Source organism: Sporolactobacillus mangiferae, from assembly GCF_023336505.1.
In the GTDB taxonomy this organism is placed as follows: Bacteria; Bacillota; Bacilli; order Bacillales; family Sporolactobacillaceae; genus Sporolactobacillus; species Sporolactobacillus mangiferae.
This window is the reverse complement of record NZ_JAMAST010000025.1, coordinates 1-18,682: the sequence shown is the minus strand read 5'-3', so window position 1 is coordinate 18,682 and position 18,682 is coordinate 1. Positions and strand designations below refer to the sequence as shown.

Here is an 18,682-nt window from a genome sequence, read left to right as displayed (position 1 = left end):
TTATTAACTTATAATAAACTTGTAAGTTAAAAGGGAGGGAAAGAGAAATGAAACACATCAAAAAAATAGTATCTGCAATCCTTGTTTTTGGGCTTGTGTTCACACTAGCAGCATGTGGCTCAGGAGGATCAAGCGGCGGTAACGGTGCAAAAAAAACGTTGACCGTTTCCGTTGATTCATCGAACTCAGCTTATGCTAAATTCGTAAACAGCATTAAAGGGAAGTTTGAAAAAGAAAATAACGTTACGGTTAAAGTTGTTAAGAAACCGATGTTCGATCAATTAACTGCACTGAATCTGGACGGACCAGCGGGTAAGGCTCCGGATGTCATGCTTGCTCCTTATGATCGTGTTGGTAATCTTGGTCAACAAGGCCAATTACTCTCCATTGACAAGAGCATGCTCAGCTTCCTGAATGAAAAAGGACATCGTCAAGTTCAATATGGAAAGAAATATTACGGTGTTCCGCTGACTATTGAAGCGCTTGTTATGTACTACAACAAAGATTTGGTTAAGAAAGCCCCTACAACATTCAAAGATTTGGAAGCGCTAGCAAAAGACAAAAGATTTGCATTTTCATCTGAATCTGGTAAAAATACGGGTTTCTTGATGAAATGGACTGATTTCTATTATGCATATGGTCTTTATGCCGGTTACGGAGGATATGTATTTGGAAATAACGGTACAAATCCAAAGGATATTGGGCTGAACAACGATGGATCAATTAAGGCAGTAACTTATGCGACACGTTGGTTCCAAAAAGTATGGCCTAAAGGTATGCAGGATGTGAAAGCTTCAGGCAATTTTGTAACCAATCAATTTGTTAAAGGAAAAGCCGGTGCAGTAATCGATGGGCCATGGCAAGCATCCGTTTATAAGAAAGCAAAAATAAACTATGGTGTTGCCAAAATTCCAACATTGCCAAATGGTCAGGAATATAAACCATTTGCAGGCGGTAAGGCTTGGGTTGCTTCTGCTTACACCAAGAACCCTAGCCTTGCAAAGAAATGGTTGACGTATGCAACAAATGCAACGAATGCTTATAAGTTCTATAAAGATGCAAATGAAATTCCAGTCAATCCTGATGCACAAGCAAAGGTTAACAACAGCGATGATCAGCTTGCCAAGGCTGTTATTTCGCAGTATGACTCATCCGTTCCAATGCCAAATATTCCAGAAGTGGCAGAAGTATGGAAAACAATGGAACCGGCAATGTTCAACGCTGCTTCAGGAAAAAAATCACCAAAACAAACTCTTGACGATGCTGTGTCTTCATTGCACAAAACAATCGCCCAAAAATACAAAGATCAATAATTAAGCTTCGATCAAAGTGAGGGGAACACCATGGAAAGTCAAAATATTAAGAAAAAAAGTGTTAGGAAAGCAGGTTTGTTGTCCCTCATTCCCGGATTAGGACAAATGTATAATGGTCAGCAGCTAAAAGGATTTGTTTTTCTTGCTGTAACCGTTGCATTTTTAATTGAACTTGTCACTATTGGGATACCTGCTTTTCAAGGTTTTGTCACATTGGGAACGGTTCCAATTCGGGACCATTCCCTTTTCTTACTTGTAAAAGGAACATTACAAATCATTATCACCTTTGTCTTTTTGATGGTACTCATACTTAATGTGAGTGATGCAAGACAAGTGGCTAAGCAATTCAATACATTGGGCTATGTCAATCGTTCTGCACGCTCGATGTTAAAAAATATTTGGGAAAATGGATTTCCTTATTTGCTCACAATCCCTGCTTATTTTGTTATGTTATTTGTCATTGTGTTTCCGGTTTTGATAACTCTATTGATGGCGTTTACAAATTATGATTTTTATCATATTCCTCCGGCAAAACTTATTGACTGGGTAGGGTTGCAGAATTTCGTAAATATGTTCTTTCTAAGTGCGTACCGTTCGACATTTGTGAGTGTGCTCGGCTGGACGATCATTTGGACGCTTCTGGCGACAACAGGACAAATTACTCTTGGTATACTGACAGCCGTAATTACAAATCAGAAGTTTATCATTGGCAAGAAATTTTTCCGCATCATTTTTCTTCTGCCATGGGCAATACCAGCGTTTGTCACCATTATGAGCTTTTCAAACATGTTTAATGATAGTATTGGTGCGATCAATCAACAGGTCTTAGGTTTATTAAATTATATCCCATTCGTTCATGTTTCAGACATACCATGGAAAACAGATCCATTCTGGACGAAAACCGCATTGATTATGATTCAAACATGGCTAGGATTTCCTTATATATTTGTCATGGTGACAGGAGTATTGCAATCAATTCCAGATGATCTCTATGAAGCGGCCAATATCGATGGTGCTAACGCCATTCAGAAATTCACAAAAATTACACTGCCAATGATCTTGTTTGCCACTGCACCTGTGTTCATTACTCAATATACATTCAACTTCAACAATTTCTCGATTATCTATTTGTTCAACTCAGGAGGACCGGGAGATGTTGGCGGCGGTGCGGGTTCTACCGACATTTTGATCTCCTGGATTTACAAACTAACAACGGGAACATCACCTCAATATGCATTGGCTTCGGCAGTGACTATTGTCATATCAATTATTGTCATCGGTGTGTCATTACTCACTTTCAAGAAAACGCATGCTTTCAGTAATGAGGAGATGATGTAACATGAGAGGCATACTTAGCAGTACAAAATTTAATCGTTTTTTCAGTCGGTTCTTGACCTATCTGTTTCTGATCGTGCTCAGCATTATTATCATATACCCATTACTGATCACGGTTCAATCTGCATTTAACGCTAGTGATTTGACTGCATTTACACTCGATTTGCACATGCATTGGACGCTGGCCAATTTTCAGCAGCTTTTTACTCAGACCCTCTATCTGACGTGGTTTAAGAATACGATGATTATTGCAGTTTCAACGATGATTATTCAAGTCATCATTGTCACACTCGCAGGCTACACGTATAGTCGTTATCGATTTAAAGGAAGAAAAAATGGGTTAATCTTTTTTCTAGTCATTCAAATGGTTCCGACGATGGCAGCACTCACTGCATATTTTGTGCTTGGACTGATTATCAACGGTCTTGATCAATATTGGTTCCTAACTATGGTCTATGTTGGCGGTGGTATTCCGATGAACACCTGGTTGATGAAAGGTTACTTCGATACGATACCGCGTGATTTGGATGAATCCGCACGCATTGATGGTGCCGGTCACTTACGTATCTTATGGCAAATTAACTTACCACTAGCCATGCCAATGATTGCTGTTCAGGCACTTTGGGCTTTTATGGGCCCATTTGGCGATTATTTGTTATCAGCATTTCTGCTTCGATCACCAGAAAATATGACGGTTGCTGTTGGGCTGCAGCAGTTCATCGCTGATCCGACCAATCAACGTGTTGCCATGTTCGCGGCGGGTTCGTTCCTAATCTCAATTCCAATCGTTATTTTATTTTTCCTCCTACAACGGAATTTCCAAAGCGGATTGACAGCAGGAGGAACGAAAGGATAATAATCGGGCGTATGATCAGCGTAGTGGGTAAAAGAAATATAATGTGTGCAAGGTGAAAATGTGATGATAAAAGAAAAAGGATTCCCAATTAATTATCTCGTGTCAATGAGCAGTCTGAAGCGCATTTTTGAGGAGCGAACTCGCTTTCAATGGTGGAAACTTGTCTTCTTGTTCCTGTTCATCAATGGATGCTTAATGATGCCGATTTCAATACATCTTTCATCGGTTACACAAGCTCCTTTATCATTGGTTGCACCGACCGTAGACCGGACAGTTACTGGAAATGTTCGCTTGGATGGAGCGATTAAAGAAGGCGAATTAACCGGTGCTGCGGAAGCTAAAAAAATGGTTGACAATCGTGTACTTGTCGCAACGGATCCAAAAAATACGCTAAAGGTTTCAGGAAGTCGGTACCATCATAGCGTTAGTGGATATAAGAGTGTTTTGGTTTTCCAGAACCATCATTTAGTTCTTACCGATCAAAACGGATATGGATTTGTGATCGACTATCCGAAACACAAGGATTTATCATTAACAGGACACAAGGGCGGTGTTAAGACGCTTGTTTCCGAACTATGGATGGCTCAGTATAAGCCAATCTATGTAGCTGTTGTATCACTACTTAGTTTTGCAGCTTTGCTGGTTTCTAACATCATTCTTATGAGTGCCATGACCTTCATTCTATGGCTAACAAAGTATTCGAAGATATCGGATATTCGGTCGTTACGCGAAGCTGCAGCTATAGTGATCATGTCATCAGGGTGGCCAACAATCGCAGCTTTGCTTCTATCTCTGTTTTCATTCGATTATGGATCTTTAATTATGATTCAGTCGGTTGGGCTTGTTCTGGTTATTTCACTCGTATTCTGGAAAACACATTTTCAAAATAACCGAAAAGTCAAAAGTCGACATTTGATAGTATTAGGAGATGATCGTAAATGAGTAATTTAAGGCTTTTCGATATTGATGGGTGGAAGCTAACGACGCATCACCTAAATAAAGAACATATCCGTCTACAAGAAAGTATGACTTCAATAGCCAATGGCTATATGGGTATGAGAGGTAACTTTGAAGAAACGTATTCTGGTGATCATCACCAAGGCACTTATATTGCTGGTGTCTGGTACCCAGATAAAACACGTGTAGGATGGTGGAAAAACGGCTATCCTGAGTATTTTGGTAAGGTCATTAATTCAGTGAATCTAATCGGTATCAAATTATTTATTGATGGAGAAGAGGTTGATCTTTATCGAGATGAGATTGAGAATTTTTCTCTTGAACTGAATATGCATGAAGGCATTTTACGACGTAATTATATTGTTTCAAAGAATAATAAGAAAGTTCAAGTTAAGACAGAACGTTTTTTGAGTGCTGTTAAGAAAGAAATTTGTGCGATTCGCTTCCAAGTCGCTGCATTATCGGAAAATGTTACAATTAAAATAGTTCCGTTTCTTGATGGTTATGTGCGAAATGAAGATTCGAATTATGATGAAATGTTTTGGTTAGAGACCGACCGAAAGTCTCAAGAAGACCATTCGGCTCTTACCGTTAGAACCATTGATAATTCATTTGGTGTTCCTGTTTTCTCAGTTTGTGCCTCAATGGGTGTAGAAACTGATAAACAAGCAGAAAAAACAATCTTTCAAAAAAATCTCTATGTCGCTCATGAGTACACGTATCACCTCGAAATCGGCGAAGAGGCGACATTGGATAAGCTCATTGCAGTGACAACAAGCAGAGATTATGATCAATCCTTGCTGATGACTCGCGCAGAAGAATTGTTAGCTCAAGCGTTGGCCCATGGATATAATGAGCTAAAGGAAGAGCATCGCTCAGCTTGGGAAGATCGATGGAATAAGGCGGATGTTTCTATTGAAGGGGATGATGAAGCACAGCAGGGGATTCGATTTAACCTGTTCCAGCTTTTTTCTACCTATTACGGAGAGGATGACCGTTTGAATATTGGACCTAAGGGTTTCACTGGTGAGAAATACGGTGGTGCGACATACTGGGATACGGAAGCCTATGCCGTTCCTTTATATCTGGCATTAGCAGATCCGAGTGTGACCAAGCAGCTGCTCCTTTATCGATATAAGCAATTAGATGGTGCTTATCACAATGCGAAACAGCAAGGGCTACAAGGAGCTCTTTATCCAATGGTTACGTTCACTGGCGTAGAGTGTCATAACGAATGGGAAATTACTTTTGAAGAAATTCATCGAAATGGCGCCATCGCTTACGCTATTTACAATTATGTTAATTACACAGGTGATAAAGCTTATATTGAAGAGGCTGGTATTGACGTTTTGGTCGGGATTAGTCGTTTTTGGGCAGATCGGGTTCATTTTTCAGAACGTGCTCAAAAATATATGATTCATGGTGTCACCGGACCTAATGAATACGAAAATAACGTGAACAACAACTGGTATACAAATACGATGGCAGCTTGGACACTCGGGTATACAATTGATGCACTTGAATCGATCAGCAAAGAAAAATACAATACACTCAATTTATCCGATCAGGAAATCACTCATTGGAGAGATATTATCTTGCGGATGTATTATCCGCAAGATAAAGAATTGGGCATTTTTGTCCAACACGATACATTTCTTGATAAAGACATTAAACCTGTATCTGCCATTCCGGCTGATCAACGCCCGATTAACCAGCACTGGTCATGGGATCGAATTCTTCGGTCGTGTTATATCAAACAAGCAGATGTTCTTCAGGGGTTATACTTTTTGAATGATCACTATACTATAGAAGAAAAAGAGAAGAACTTTGATTTTTACGAACCGCTTACTGTTCATGAATCCAGCTTATCGCCATGTGTCCATGCAATTCTAGCAGCTGAGCTTGGTAAGAAAGAGAAAGCGCTTGAACTGTATCAACGTACAGCAAGACTAGATCTGGACAATTATAATAATGATACAGAAGATGGATTGCATATTACATCGATGACGGGTAGCTGGCTAGCGATTGTTCAAGGATTTGCAGGAATGAGAACAAATGGTGAAACGCTGTCGTTTGCGCCGTTTCTTCCTGATGGCTGGACATCCTATGCTTTCAAAATTAATTACCGCAGCCGTTTAATCAAAGTGAATGTTACGGGTAAGCGAATCACTTTGGAATTACTGTCAGGAGATCCATTACCAATCACAGTCTATGGGCAGCATATTAATCTTGATCATCAATTTGCGGTTAACATTCCTGATCATGAGGAGCGTGTAGATGATGCAAGCAGTACTCTTTGATTTGGATGGTGTAATTACTGACACTGCAAAATATCATTTTCAGGCATGGAAACGTCTTGCATCAACGCTTAGTATTTCAATAGATGAGCGGTTTAATGAACGACTCAAGGGTGTTTCACGAATGGATTCACTCAAAAGGATCCTAGAATATGGTGGTCTGTCAAATCATCATTTTACATCGATTCAACTTGAACAGATGGCGGAACAAAAAAATAACGATTATAGGCAGTTAATCCAAGGGATTACACCCAAAGAGCTACTTCCTGGAATTAGTGAATTGTTAACAGCCTTGCGGTCAAAAGGAATAAAAATTGCGCTTGCTTCTGCAAGTAAAAATGGCCCGTTTATTCTTGAACGACTGAAGATTGATACTTTCTTTGACTCAGTTGTTGATCCTGCCAAGCTCCGGAAAGGAAAACCAGATCCGGAAATATTTTTGACGGCAGCAGCGCAGTTAGGAATTGATCCAAAAGAATGTGCTGGTATTGAAGACTCTGTTGCAGGTATTGAATCCATCCTTGCTGCCGGAATGTTTGCTGTAGGTGTAGGCGTTCCAGAAAATATTGGTGCTCATTTTCGTGTTGCATCGACAACGGAATTGACCATAGACGCACTGTTTTCTCATTTCAAGCATAACTAATAATAGAATTAAATGACCAAGTTCACAGGTCATAGCGCTGTATTCATAAGAGGGTATGAATACAGCTTTTTGGGATGATTATGATTAATTAGGTATGAATATTTAAGATAAATTGAGAATCAGAGAGAGGAGGGGATCAATTGAATATTCAACAATTGATCGCAAATTATCCGGGTACATTATACAAAAAAATACCTTTTCAACCTGAAAGGGGAACAATCTATTTTTATAACAAACCATATTACATTGCCATTCCATTGGAAAAATTGACCGATCGAGAACGTATATTAATAGAAACGTTGCTGAGTGAAGAAATACCTCCAAATTATTCACCGGCTTCTCAATATTGGTATGATTTATTGATTAATGATCATGCATTTAACCATACAGATGAAAACAGGAAAATAAGAATCATTTATTTTCACCTAAACCTACCCTTGAATAACGCTGACCGGCTTGAATGGCATGATGCTTTGAAAGGGTTCTTTGATTCCAATACGTCATTTGTCTATCTCTCATCACAAAGAGGATTCATCGTTGAACAGCCCGTACTACTCTCTGAGGGGGAATTAGATGCGATTGCCAATACTCTTGCGAATGATTTTGCAGTAAAATGTTCCTTTCAAATAGGATTAAGGCATACGGTTTCACTACAACTCAAACAAATCTTCTTAGAGGAACTTCATCTGTTTGAAAAGACCATTGCAGAAGCTAATGTGAAGAATGTGACTTGTGTCGAATCCGAGCTTTTTTCACTGCTCAAACCCCATCTCAATAAATATTCCACCTTGGAAGACGTACGTAAGATAATTGCTGAAGATGATACATGGGTTGCGATTATTCATGCTGTCTGGGAATACCAGGGAAATATAAGCCTTGCAGCAAAGCATTTGTATATGCACCGAAATACACTTCAATACCGTATGGATAAGTTCTATGAAGCAACTGGAATATCTCTTAGAAAGATGGATGGCTTAACCATCGCATATATGTCAACTCTATAAGTGATGAAGATTTCTTATGAATGAAAAATCCGAGAGAAGATGATATAGATTATCCTCTTCTCTCGGATTTTTCATTATAAACCGCTATATTCAGTGATCCATTACATTTTTGTTAGTGATTTTTCGGTTTCTGGATCAAAGAAATGAGTTTTATTGGCATCAAGCGCAAGCTTAACTTTTTCTTTTGGCCGATATTGCGTACGGGCATTAACACGAGCAACAAATTGATGGCTGCCTACCCGGGAATGGAGCATAAACTCTGCACCGGTTAATTCCGCAATGATGACGTTTGCCTGAATCACGCTATTAGGATTGGATTCAATAAATACTGGTTCATCGTGAATGTCCTCAGGACGGATACCCATGATTATTGGGTGATCAAGTACTCCATGACTCCGAAGCACTTTCAATTTTCCCTCTGGAATGAGGATGTCGATGTCATCTCCGATAAAATGATCACCTTGTAGTTTTCCATGGAAAAAGTTCATTGGTGGTGAACCGATGAAGCCGCCGACAAATAGATTTTCAGGATTGTCGTATACTTCTTTTGGGGTACCCACTTGTTGAATGACCCCATCTTTCATGACAACAATTCGGGAGGCCATGGTCATTGCTTCTGTTTGATCATGTGTAACATAAATCATCGTTGCTTGAAGCTCCTGATGAATTTTCCCAATTTCCGCACGCATTTGTACACGAAGCTTAGCATCGAGATTTGAAAGCGGTTCATCCATCAAGAAGACTTTAGCGTTACGTACAATTGCTCGCCCCAAAGCAACACGCTGTCTTTGCCCACCTGATAATGCTTTCGGTTTTCTGTCTAAGTAATCTTTAATACCCAAGATTTCTGCAGCATGCTCTACACTTTTTTTAATTTTATCCTTGGACACTCGACGTAGCTTAAGCCCGAATGCCATGTTATCAAAAACAGTCATATGCGGATAAAGCGCATAGTTTTGGAAAACCATTGCGATATCCCGGTCTTTAGGGGTGACATCATTCATCTTTTTACCGTCAATGAATAATTCTCCTTTTGAAATATCCTCAAGTCCTGCAACCATACGTAAGGTGGTAGATTTTCCACAACCTGAAGGACCAACAAAGACGATAAATTCTTTGTCAGCGATATTGAGATTAAAATCGGTGACTGCAGTAACATTGTTATCGTAAATTTTATAAATATGTTGTAATGAAAGCTCAGCCAAATTTCCCACTTCCTTCTCATCTGATACTATTATTGTAGTGAAAACGATTACATATAAAAATGTCAAAATGTCTGAATCATTAAGGATTTTATTGGGCAGTTTGCATGGATTGGTGCGTTATGGCTTCTTTTAATGACTCTGTTACCGATAACAGAATGACAGATGCTAAGTTTAGGATTATCCGATGACCATGAGACTCAATTGTAATTCAAATGAATCGTTTTAAATACGCTCAATTACTGTCAGGATAGTGAGACTTATTTGCTCTTGGAAAATGTTAATTGACCAAGTACAGTCTCGATCTGTGGAATAAGTTGATTCCATTCAACTGAAGGCAACTTACAGACCGTAAGAAAGTCGTTATAGCAAAACAAATTGTCAATACCATCGATTGCCATTAGATGTTTTAACAGTAGGGACTCTGGCTTCGATTCCTTTGTTATTTCAATTCGCCCGGCAAATATAGCCTGATCGGTAGTGAATTTTATGGCGTTTGGATTTGGTGTAGAAGTTGCTTTAAATTGCATCGTTGATTTCCTTTCCTGAGCAAGAATTTCTTCTTGTATTATATACATGTTTGCTGGGAAAGGCTCGTAAAGATTCTTGAAGGATGAAATACACCATGCAATCGGGTATACTGAATGTAGTCAGCGGGAGGAAGGAGGGGTTTAAATGGCTGAAAACAGTTCTAATGAAGAATTGAAAGATCGCGTACTCGAGGCACTGGAAGACGTTATCGATCCGGAACTTGGTGTGGATATTGTCAATCTCGGCCTTGTTTATGGTGTGGATATAGATGAAGAAAATAATGTAGTTGTGACGATGACTCTGACATTTATGGGATGTCCTCTCTCCGCTACACTCTCCTACGATGTAAAGCGGACACTTGGTGAAATTGAAGAAGTCAATGAAGTCGAAGTGAACTTTGTTTGGGATCCGCCGTGGACGAAAGAGCGTATGTCCCGTTACGCGAGAATCGCGCTCGGGCTTTCAGAATAATATAGAGGATGTTCGAAAAGTCCGGGAAAGGGAAGAAGGATCTTCTGCTAATTACATGTACGTCCTGTACATAACGCAGAAGTCACCGCATCCTGCGGAAGTTCTCTGTGTCAACTTGCTTTTCCGCTCCTCACATATTCACAGGGGACCTTCGACTAACAGCACTCACTTCCTGTGAGTAACGCCGAAGTCATCACATCCTGTAAACCTATCCTTTGTCCTCCTTTTCGAACAGACTATATTTGAAGTAGATGAAATCAGAGTGGTAAGCATATTTTCCGCTCTGATTTTTTATTTGCACGGACGTTAATCTTACGGATTTTACCTCATGGGTGATGATTGTAGTTGCCTAGGCATAGGATTGAAAGCAAACGCGCAACCGATACTTGGCACATCTTAGTGTTGGAGGAATGATCATGGAACAGGCATTAATTTTTGGCGGGCTCTCACCCTTTGGGTTTCCTATATCGGAACGTCTACTGGAAGAAGGCGTACATGTTGTGTCCGTAAGTTCAGCTGTATCCACCAACGAAGTGGAACAGGAGGAAGAGAACGAACTCTTTTTGGGGCGCAACGCATTGTTTCGTAGTGAACGACAAAAAGGGGAGAACAGCTTCGAGTGTATGGTTATTGCCGATACGTTCCGGTTGGATAGCGAACGAAATAAGGTATTGAAGGATAAGATAAGAAACACGCTAGCTTCCTCTACATCTATTCAAAATCTCTTGTTTCTTTCTTCGCTTGAGGTGCTCGGAGAATCTGACGCATCGCTGCGCGATAAAGTACCGGTTCATCCTGTTTCAGCAATTGGAAATGCCGCAAATAAAATGGAACTTTTCTTTGTCCATTTGTTGCGGGAAATCAGGAGGAAAGAGGCCATCATTTTTCGCACTGATCTCAATCTGCTGACGGATCGCAAAAATGGGAAGTCTATTGCTGCGCTTATAAATGGGTTATTGGAAATTGATCATGAAGGTCTTGATGTCGTGCATTATAAAAGTGGACAGCAGCCTGATGCACAAGTTAATGAAAAAATCAGGGGTCTGCTTCCGGATCAATACAAAACATGGCTGTAAGCACAGAAAAAAGAACTGACGGGACCTGGAGGGTTTCTCGATCAGTTCTTTTTCGGTTCGAAGCTCATCATGATTTCTTAAAGAAGTTAAGCAATGGAGACAGTTGCTTGATTGCGGGTGCTGTCTGGTTGATGACTGTCATTAGCTGGCTTGCACCATTCATCATTTTGCCTACGTCAATATGGCCATCCTGACCTAGAAATGGTTTTAAGAATCCAGGTTGGGCCGGCTGCATGGGTTGCATCGGCTGAGCCGGCGGTATCTGTGAGCCGAACATCAGATAAGTAAAAGGATCAAAGTGACTGTCTCTTGGATTTGGGCCTGTTTGCATCAAGGTTTCCCCCCTTCACAATCTGGTGAATCGATAGATTTTCTTACTGTATCTTATGCCCTCAAGTGATTGAATGTGTGTTCCATTCGCCCGATGCGAAGGCGATTTCATGCATCCGATTGCCGCCTACGATCCGGACGTTTGTTGGACAAATGTTTTTTGATGTATTATATTGGTACCAAGTCATTATATATACTGTTAAGTTTTTGAGAGGGGAATTGCGGATGTCCGCAGGAATATTGGGAATGGGCAAATTTGTTCCCGAACGTGTGGTTACAAATATCGATCTAGAGAAAGTTATGGACACTTCCGATGAATGGATTCGGACAAGAACAGGTATTGAAGAACGACGGATTGCTGATGATAATACGAATACATCGGATATAGCATTTGCGGCAGCCGAACAGGCAATAAAGAATGCCGGGCTGACAGCGAAAGATATTGATCTGATTCTTGTCGCAACAGTCACACCGGATCATCCTTTTCCTTCAGTCGCTTGTATGTTGCAGGACAAATTAGGAGCCAGACATATTCCGGCGATGGATATAAGCGCGGCTTGCTCTGGCTTTATTTACGGAATGGTTACAGCAAAACAGTTTATTGATAACCGGACATTTCAACATGTTCTGGTTGTCGGTGTGGAAAAGCTTTCTAAGATTACTGACTGGGATGACCGAGGCACTGCCGTACTCTTCGGCGATGCGGCAGCAGCAGCGGTTATGGGCCAGGTTTCTGATGGTAAAGGGATCCTTTCCTTTGAATTAGGTGCTGATGGCAGCGGCGGCAAATATTTGTATCAAGATGACAGGTTTATCAAGATGAATGGCCGGGAGGTCTTTAAATTTGCCGTTCGTCAGATGGGTGAGTCGGCTGTTAACGTTGTTGAAAAAGCCGGTCTCAAGAAAGAGGATATTGATTATTTGATTCCGCATCAAGCAAATATCCGTATTATGGAAGCTTCAAGAGAACGATTGGAGATTCCGGAAGACAAAATGATAAAAACGATTCAAAAATATGGGAATACGTCCGCATCTTCTATTCCGCTTGCTTTAATAGACGCAGTTGAAGAAGGGCAGATTAAAGATGGAGATCTACTCGTCATGGTAGGTTTTGGCGGCGGGCTAACCTGGGGCGCCCTAACACTTAAATGGGGCAAATAACTTAACGTGTGCAAAATGCATTTTTATATTCCTATTTTATAAGTTGGCAGTTATACCCTATAGTAAGGAGAGAATTGAATGAAAAGAAGAGTCGTTGTGACCGGATTAGGAGCGGTAACACCACTTGGCAACGATGTTGCGACTACTTGGACGAATGCGATTGCCGGCAAATCAGGCATTGGTATTGTTACACGGGTAAATCCCGATGATTTTCGGGCAAAGGTTGCCGGTGAAGTAAAAGATTTTGATCCTCAATTGTATGTTGATCGCAAAGAAGCAATTCGGATGGACCGCTTTTCTCAATTTGCTGTTGCGGCAGCGAAGATGGCGGTTAAAGATGCAGATTACACAATTGATGATTCAAATGCAGAACGGACGGGCGTCTGGATTGGATCGGGTATTGGCGGCATGGAAACCTATGAAAAAGAACTGCGTGTTGCTATTGAAAAAGGGTTTCGGCGTGTCAGCCCATTCTTTGTGCCGATGATGATTCCTGATATGGCATCAGGACAGGTTTCCATTCTGCTTGGTACAAAGGGCATTAATTCATGTACTGTCACCGCTTGTGCGACAGGTACCGATTCGATCGGGAGTGCCTACAAGGCGATTCAGCGTGGAGACAATGATGCAATTCTCTGCGGGGGGAGTGAAGCCCCATTGACGAATATGTCATTCGCCGGTTTCTCATCAGCTCGCGCTCTTTCAACAAATCCAGATCCGAATAAGGCTTGTCGCCCATTTGATAAAAATCGTGACGGATTTGTCATGGGTGAAGGTGCCGGTGTACTTCTCCTTGAATCACTGGAATCTGCCCAAAAACGCGGTGCGCATATCTATGCAGAAATTGCAGGTTATGGTGCTACTAGTGACGCATTCCATGTTACTCGGCCAGATCCGGATGGAAAAGGTGCCATCCGCGCTATGCAGATGGCTTTAGATGATGCTGATTTGTCCACTGACCAGGTAGATTACGTGAACGCGCATGGCACGAGCACAGATGCAAATGATTCAACGGAAACGAAAGCGATCAAAGCAGTGTTTGGTGAAGGAGCCTATGATTTGGCGATCAGTTCTACCAAATCGATGACTGGCCACTTGCTAGGTGCTTCAGGCGGTGTGGAAGCGATTCTCTCCATCAAAGCGATGGAAGAAGGAATTGTTCCTCCAACGATTAACTATGAGACACCTGACGAAGCTTGTGATTTGAACTACGTTCCGAATGAAGCATTGAAAAAAGATGTTAACGTCGCACTCAGTAACTCATTTGGGTTCGGCGGACATAACGCGACGCTTGTATTTAAGAAATACGAAGCATAATAAAACAGATTATTGAAGAGTAATTCTGAGGATTCGAGAATGTTGAAAAACTAAAAGGGCATCCATTCTTCACAAAGAGTGAAGAAATGGTGCCCTTTTACTGTATGATTGTACCAACATGATGAAGTTTGGAGCTATGTCGGTACTACAATCTCGATGATTTCTAGTTCCCGTTTATGAATTGATCTTCAGGATAATTCTATTGAACAAGAGCCAAATTTCTTCTAAACTAACCCTATCATACGGTCTTTATCGATTTAATGGGAGCATTTCAAAAATAAATATCTACAAGAACAATAGTGCCAAGAGGCATTATCTAAGTGTGATTGTAAACGGCAACGAAAGGCTGGTCCAACATGATTACGATAAAAAAGATTGCTGAAATTGTAGGGGTAAGCCCGACAACGGTTTCTAATGTCATTCATGAACGAAAGAATAAAGTTTCAGCAAAGAACTATGAAAAAGTTCAGAAAGCATTGAAAGAAAATAATTATGTTTCTAATATGGGTGGGAGAATTTTAGGCCGTCACGGTTCGAAAATCATTGGTGTTATATTAAATTATTCCCGCCGTTCAGAGATCAATATTATTTCCGATCCATTTTTCAATCAGATTATTGGTTATTTGGAAGAGCAGATTCGCATGAATGGCTATTTTATGATGCTGTATACTTCAGGAAGTGTGTCGGAAAGTCTGAAACTTACTTCTGCATGGGATATTGAAGGATTGGTGATTTTAGGTGCACTTCCTGAGGATGCCGAGAAATTCATTCAACAGACGCAGAAACCAATCGCTTTTATTGATACATACGTTGATGAAAAAAAGATCAACAAGGATTATATTAACATCGGACTTAAAGATTTTGAGGGCGGTTATGATGTGACAAACTATCTGATTGAACTAGGTCATCAGAAGATTGGCTTTTGCGCTGACGGAAATCATTTATCCGGAGTTGATGAACAGCGGTTTGCTGGCTACAAACAAGCATTAACTGAGGCAAATATAAAATTTCATAATTATGATTTTTTCGGGTTGGACTACCACGTAAAGCAGCGCCATGATTACTTAGTCAATCTAGTTAGAACTCGTTTGAAGGACTATTCTGGGCTTGTATTTACTTCGGATTATCTTGCGGTGGATGCAATGAATATTTTTCAAGACAATGGTATTCGTATCCCTGAAGAGCTTTCAATAACAGGATTTGATCACAATATTTTTTCAGAACAATGTCGACCAAAATTAACAACTATAGGTCAAGATGTTCGACAAAAGGCGAAGTTAACCATTAAGTATTTGATGCTAGAGATTCATCAGAAAGCATCTGGAAAAACAAATATATTGCTGGACGTAGAACTTGTTATTCAAAACAGCACGGCACCTGTTTAATACATTAAACGAGTAGACGAACACAGACTAAAATATAGTGAATTCCAATGTTGAAAACGCTTTAATTGTATGCTAATATAAATTCGCTGAAGGTGTCACGTAACACCTATGGAAAGAGAATAATTATAAGCTTAAACCATCATGGAACGGAGGAATCTTATGTTTGGTAAAATCAAAAGTCATAAGCAGCAGGGAAATAAAATAATCATTAAGTTTGAGCAAGACGAGGTCATCGTTCAAGTCATAACACCATTCATTGTAAATTTCTTTGCTTCATTAGCTTGTGAGCGCAGAAAGTCAAAAGCGATTGAGCAGTTGGTACCGGTACCGGGGCAAGTTGCCGTTCATTATTCAGACGGAAAACTAATCATTCGTACGGAAAAATTGGTAATCGATATCGCAGATGAATTCTTTGTCACAATTTTTGATCACGAGGGAACAGTGCTTAGTGAGGATTATAGAGGAGACGCGGTTCCGTTCATTCGCAGGGGCTCAGGGGATGGCCTCGCCGTGGCTGCCGAAGAAGGCCATAAACTTGAGGACGTAAGAAATAAACTGAACATTAAAATCAGGAAGAAGATGGAGAAAGATATGTTCTTTTACGGCCTCGGGGACAAAACGGGCCATCTGAACAAAAAGGGTTACCATTATAAAATGTGGAACACGGATGATCCTTCTCCGCATGTCGAGAGCTTTGAGGCACTGTATAAATCAATTCCATTCTTTATTGTTTTGAAAGAAAAACAGTCATTTGGCTATTTCTTCGATAACACCTTTGAATCGGTATTTGATATGGGAAAAGAAAATAGTGACTATTACTTTTTTGGAGCGGTAGATGGAAATCTTGATTACTATTTTATATACGGACCCTCAGTCAAAGAAGTGGTAGGGGGGTATACGTATCTAACGGGAACGGCGCCATTGCCACAGCTATGGACGCTTGGCTACCAACAGTGCCGCTGGTCCTATGCACCTGAGAATAGGCTCCGCGAAATTGCAGACACCTTCAGAAAAAAAGATATACCTTGCGATACGCTTTATCTAGACATTGACTACATGGACGGATACCGAGTCTTTACTTGGGACAATAAAAAGTTTCCAAATCCGGAAAGAACGCTGAAAGAACTGAAAGAGAAGGGATTTAAGGTTGTCACCATTATTGATCCGGGTGTCAAGAAAGACAAAGGCTACAGTATTTATGACCAAGGGATCGAAAACCATTATTTTGCCACAGACAAGGATCGCATTCCTTATGTGAACAAGGTCTGGCCTGGGGACGCGCTCTATCCTGATTTTTCAAATGAAAAAGCCAGAAAATGGTGGGCATCCAACCAAAAAATTATGACTGATGCAGGTGTAGCAGGCATCTGGAATGATATGAATGAACCGGCAAGCTTCAATGGTCCTTTGCCTGATGATGTTTCATTCAACAATGACGGTGTCCGAACGGATCACCGGGAAATTCACAATGTTTACGGGCATTATATGTCCAAAGCCACGTATGAGGGCATCAAGCAAGCCACTGACAAACGTCCATTTGTGATTACACGGGCTTGCTATGCCGGAACTCAGAAATATTCTACAGTCTGGACAGGTGATAATCAGAGTCTTTGGGAACATTTGAGAATGTCATTGCCCATGTTGATGAATCTTGGACTCAGTGGCATCAGCTTTTGTGGAACAGATGTTGGAGGATTTGGTTTTGACTGCACAGCAGAACTGCTTTCACGTTGGGTTCAGGTTGGTGCTTTTACACCGCTTTTCCGTAACCATTCCAGCATTTTTACACGTGATCAGGAACCATGGGCATTCGATGAGCAGACGGAATCTATAAACAGAAAATATATCAAACTCAGATATCAGCTGCTTCCGTATTTATATGATATTCTGCACAATGAGGAAACAACCGGACTTCCGGTGATACGCCCGCTTCTGCTCCATTACCAGAATGATCCGAGAACGTATGAGGTCAACGATGAATTTCTGTGCGGAGAAAATATTCTTGTCGCCCCAGTAGTAGAGCAGGGAGCTAAGGCACGTCTTGTCTATTTGCCTGAAGGAGATCAATGGGTTGATTACTGGACGAAAGAAACTATTGCTGGTGGCAGTTATATTGTGAAAGAGGCTGCGCTTGATCTGTGTCCAATCTATATTAAAGCGGCAAGCTTTTTGCCACTTTATCCGGTACAAAGCTATGTCGGTGAAAAAGAGATTGATCAGTTGACGCTGGATGTGTACCCGCCCGAAGAAGGACAAAGCAGTACCTACAGTCATTATCAGGACGATGGCGAAAGTTTTGATTATCAAAAAGGTGTATTCAATCTCTATGAATTTTCCGCACACAAGAGCGATTCGGGAAATGAACTTCATGTATCAATTAAAAAGAAACATGATGGCTATAAGAAAGACTATAATTCTTTTAAATTTCTCCTAAATAACACAAAGGCATCCGCTGTTACTATGTATGGAAAGCAAATCCCGTATGAAGTCATTGGAAATCAAACCTTCTTTTCGGTTGAAGAAGAAGGAGATATTCAAATTAAACTGTAACCAAAGATTAGTATTAATAAGTAAACAGGTGTTAAAAACATCCTGCACGCAGAGGCCAATGAAAATTAAATTAAATATCTGTAAAAAGGACGGCTTAAAATTCAAAAATGAATTTGAGCTGTCTTTTTTCTATACGTCCCTTCTTTACATAGGATTTTTCGTGGAAACCCTTTAAATTTAACAGCTAAACCGTCGGACTCAGCGGGTAAGCTAAGTATTCAATAGGTGTGAGCACATAGATTCATAGAGACAAG

At 40.6% G+C, this 18,682-nt stretch carries 16 protein-coding genes; 13 read left to right on the top strand and 3 right to left on the bottom strand.

What is annotated here, in order from left to right:
- Positions 1-47: 47 nt before the first annotated feature.
- From M3N64_RS13220 to M3N64_RS13190, 7 genes are all read left to right on the top strand, one after another.
- Positions 48-1,313, top strand: a complete 1,266-nt coding sequence (locus M3N64_RS13220) for an extracellular solute-binding protein (RefSeq protein WP_249103651.1) — start codon at positions 48-50, stop codon at positions 1,311-1,313.
- A 30-nt stretch (positions 1,314-1,343) separates the two neighbouring features.
- Positions 1,344-2,651, top strand: coding sequence for a carbohydrate ABC transporter permease (locus tag M3N64_RS13215; protein ID WP_249103648.1), 1,308 nt, complete (start codon positions 1,344-1,346; stop codon positions 2,649-2,651).
- 1 nt (position 2,652) lies between these two features.
- The gene (locus M3N64_RS13210) at positions 2,653-3,504 is read left to right on the top strand and encodes a sugar ABC transporter permease (protein WP_023509217.1); all 852 of its coding nucleotides are present in this window, start codon (positions 2,653-2,655) and stop codon (positions 3,502-3,504) included.
- Positions 3,505-3,567: 63 nt separating this feature from the next.
- A complete protein-coding gene (locus M3N64_RS13205) occupies positions 3,568-4,446 on the top strand; it encodes a DUF1189 domain-containing protein (protein WP_249103645.1) in 879 nt (292 codons plus the stop codon).
- A complete protein-coding gene (locus M3N64_RS13200; RefSeq protein WP_249103643.1) occupies positions 4,443-6,761 on the top strand; it encodes a glycoside hydrolase family 65 protein in 2,319 nt (772 codons plus the stop codon). Before M3N64_RS13205 ends, M3N64_RS13200 begins: the two co-directional genes overlap by 4 nt.
- On the top strand, positions 6,742-7,401 hold the full coding sequence (gene pgmB / locus M3N64_RS13195; RefSeq protein ID WP_249103674.1) for a beta-phosphoglucomutase: 660 nt from the start codon (positions 6,742-6,744) through the stop codon (positions 7,399-7,401). Before M3N64_RS13200 ends, pgmB begins: the two co-directional genes overlap by 20 nt.
- Positions 7,402-7,541: 140 nt before the next feature.
- Complete coding sequence (locus M3N64_RS13190; RefSeq protein ID WP_249103640.1) at positions 7,542-8,405, top strand: helix-turn-helix domain-containing protein; 864 nt, start codon at positions 7,542-7,544, stop codon at positions 8,403-8,405.
- A 101-nt stretch (positions 8,406-8,506) separates the two neighbouring features.
- Here the strand turns inward: M3N64_RS13190 and M3N64_RS13185 are convergent, their stop codons facing one another.
- Positions 8,507-9,610, bottom strand: coding sequence for an ABC transporter ATP-binding protein (locus tag M3N64_RS13185; protein ID WP_249103637.1), 1,104 nt, complete (start codon positions 9,608-9,610; stop codon positions 8,507-8,509).
- Between the two features lie 257 nt (positions 9,611-9,867).
- A complete protein-coding gene (locus M3N64_RS14225; protein WP_368389921.1) occupies positions 9,868-10,137 on the bottom strand; it encodes a NifU N-terminal domain-containing protein in 270 nt (89 codons plus the stop codon).
- A gap of 145 nt (positions 10,138-10,282) precedes the next feature.
- On the opposite strand from M3N64_RS14225, the gene M3N64_RS13180 reads away from it, so the two are divergent.
- On the top strand, positions 10,283-10,609 hold the full coding sequence (locus M3N64_RS13180; protein ID WP_023509224.1) for a metal-sulfur cluster assembly factor: 327 nt from the start codon (positions 10,283-10,285) through the stop codon (positions 10,607-10,609).
- Positions 10,610-11,025: 416 nt separating this feature from the next.
- Positions 11,026-11,685: a hypothetical protein gene (locus M3N64_RS13175; RefSeq protein ID WP_249103634.1), complete on the top strand. Its 660-nt coding sequence runs from the start codon at positions 11,026-11,028 to the stop codon at positions 11,683-11,685.
- A gap of 67 nt (positions 11,686-11,752) precedes the next feature.
- On the opposite strand, the gene M3N64_RS13170 is transcribed toward M3N64_RS13175, so the two are convergent.
- Positions 11,753-12,016, bottom strand: coding sequence for a YppG family protein (locus tag M3N64_RS13170; RefSeq protein WP_249103631.1), 264 nt, complete (start codon positions 12,014-12,016; stop codon positions 11,753-11,755).
- 224 nt (positions 12,017-12,240) lie between these two features.
- Between M3N64_RS13170 and M3N64_RS13165 the strand changes: the two genes are divergently transcribed.
- From M3N64_RS13165 to M3N64_RS13150, 4 genes are all read left to right on the top strand, one after another.
- Positions 12,241-13,176, top strand: coding sequence for a beta-ketoacyl-ACP synthase III (locus tag M3N64_RS13165; protein WP_249103627.1), 936 nt, complete (start codon positions 12,241-12,243; stop codon positions 13,174-13,176).
- A 78-nt stretch (positions 13,177-13,254) separates the two neighbouring features.
- Entirely contained in the window at positions 13,255-14,493 is a 1,239-nt protein-coding gene (fabF, locus tag M3N64_RS13160) for a beta-ketoacyl-ACP synthase II (protein ID WP_249103624.1), read from the top strand.
- Positions 14,494-14,849: 356 nt separating this feature from the next.
- On the top strand, positions 14,850-15,878 hold the full coding sequence (locus M3N64_RS13155; RefSeq protein WP_249103620.1) for a LacI family DNA-binding transcriptional regulator: 1,029 nt from the start codon (positions 14,850-14,852) through the stop codon (positions 15,876-15,878).
- Positions 15,879-16,037: 159 nt separating this feature from the next.
- Positions 16,038-18,428: a glycoside hydrolase family 31 protein gene (locus M3N64_RS13150; RefSeq protein ID WP_249103617.1), complete on the top strand. Its 2,391-nt coding sequence runs from the start codon at positions 16,038-16,040 to the stop codon at positions 18,426-18,428.
- The last annotated feature ends 254 nt before the right edge of the window (positions 18,429-18,682 follow it).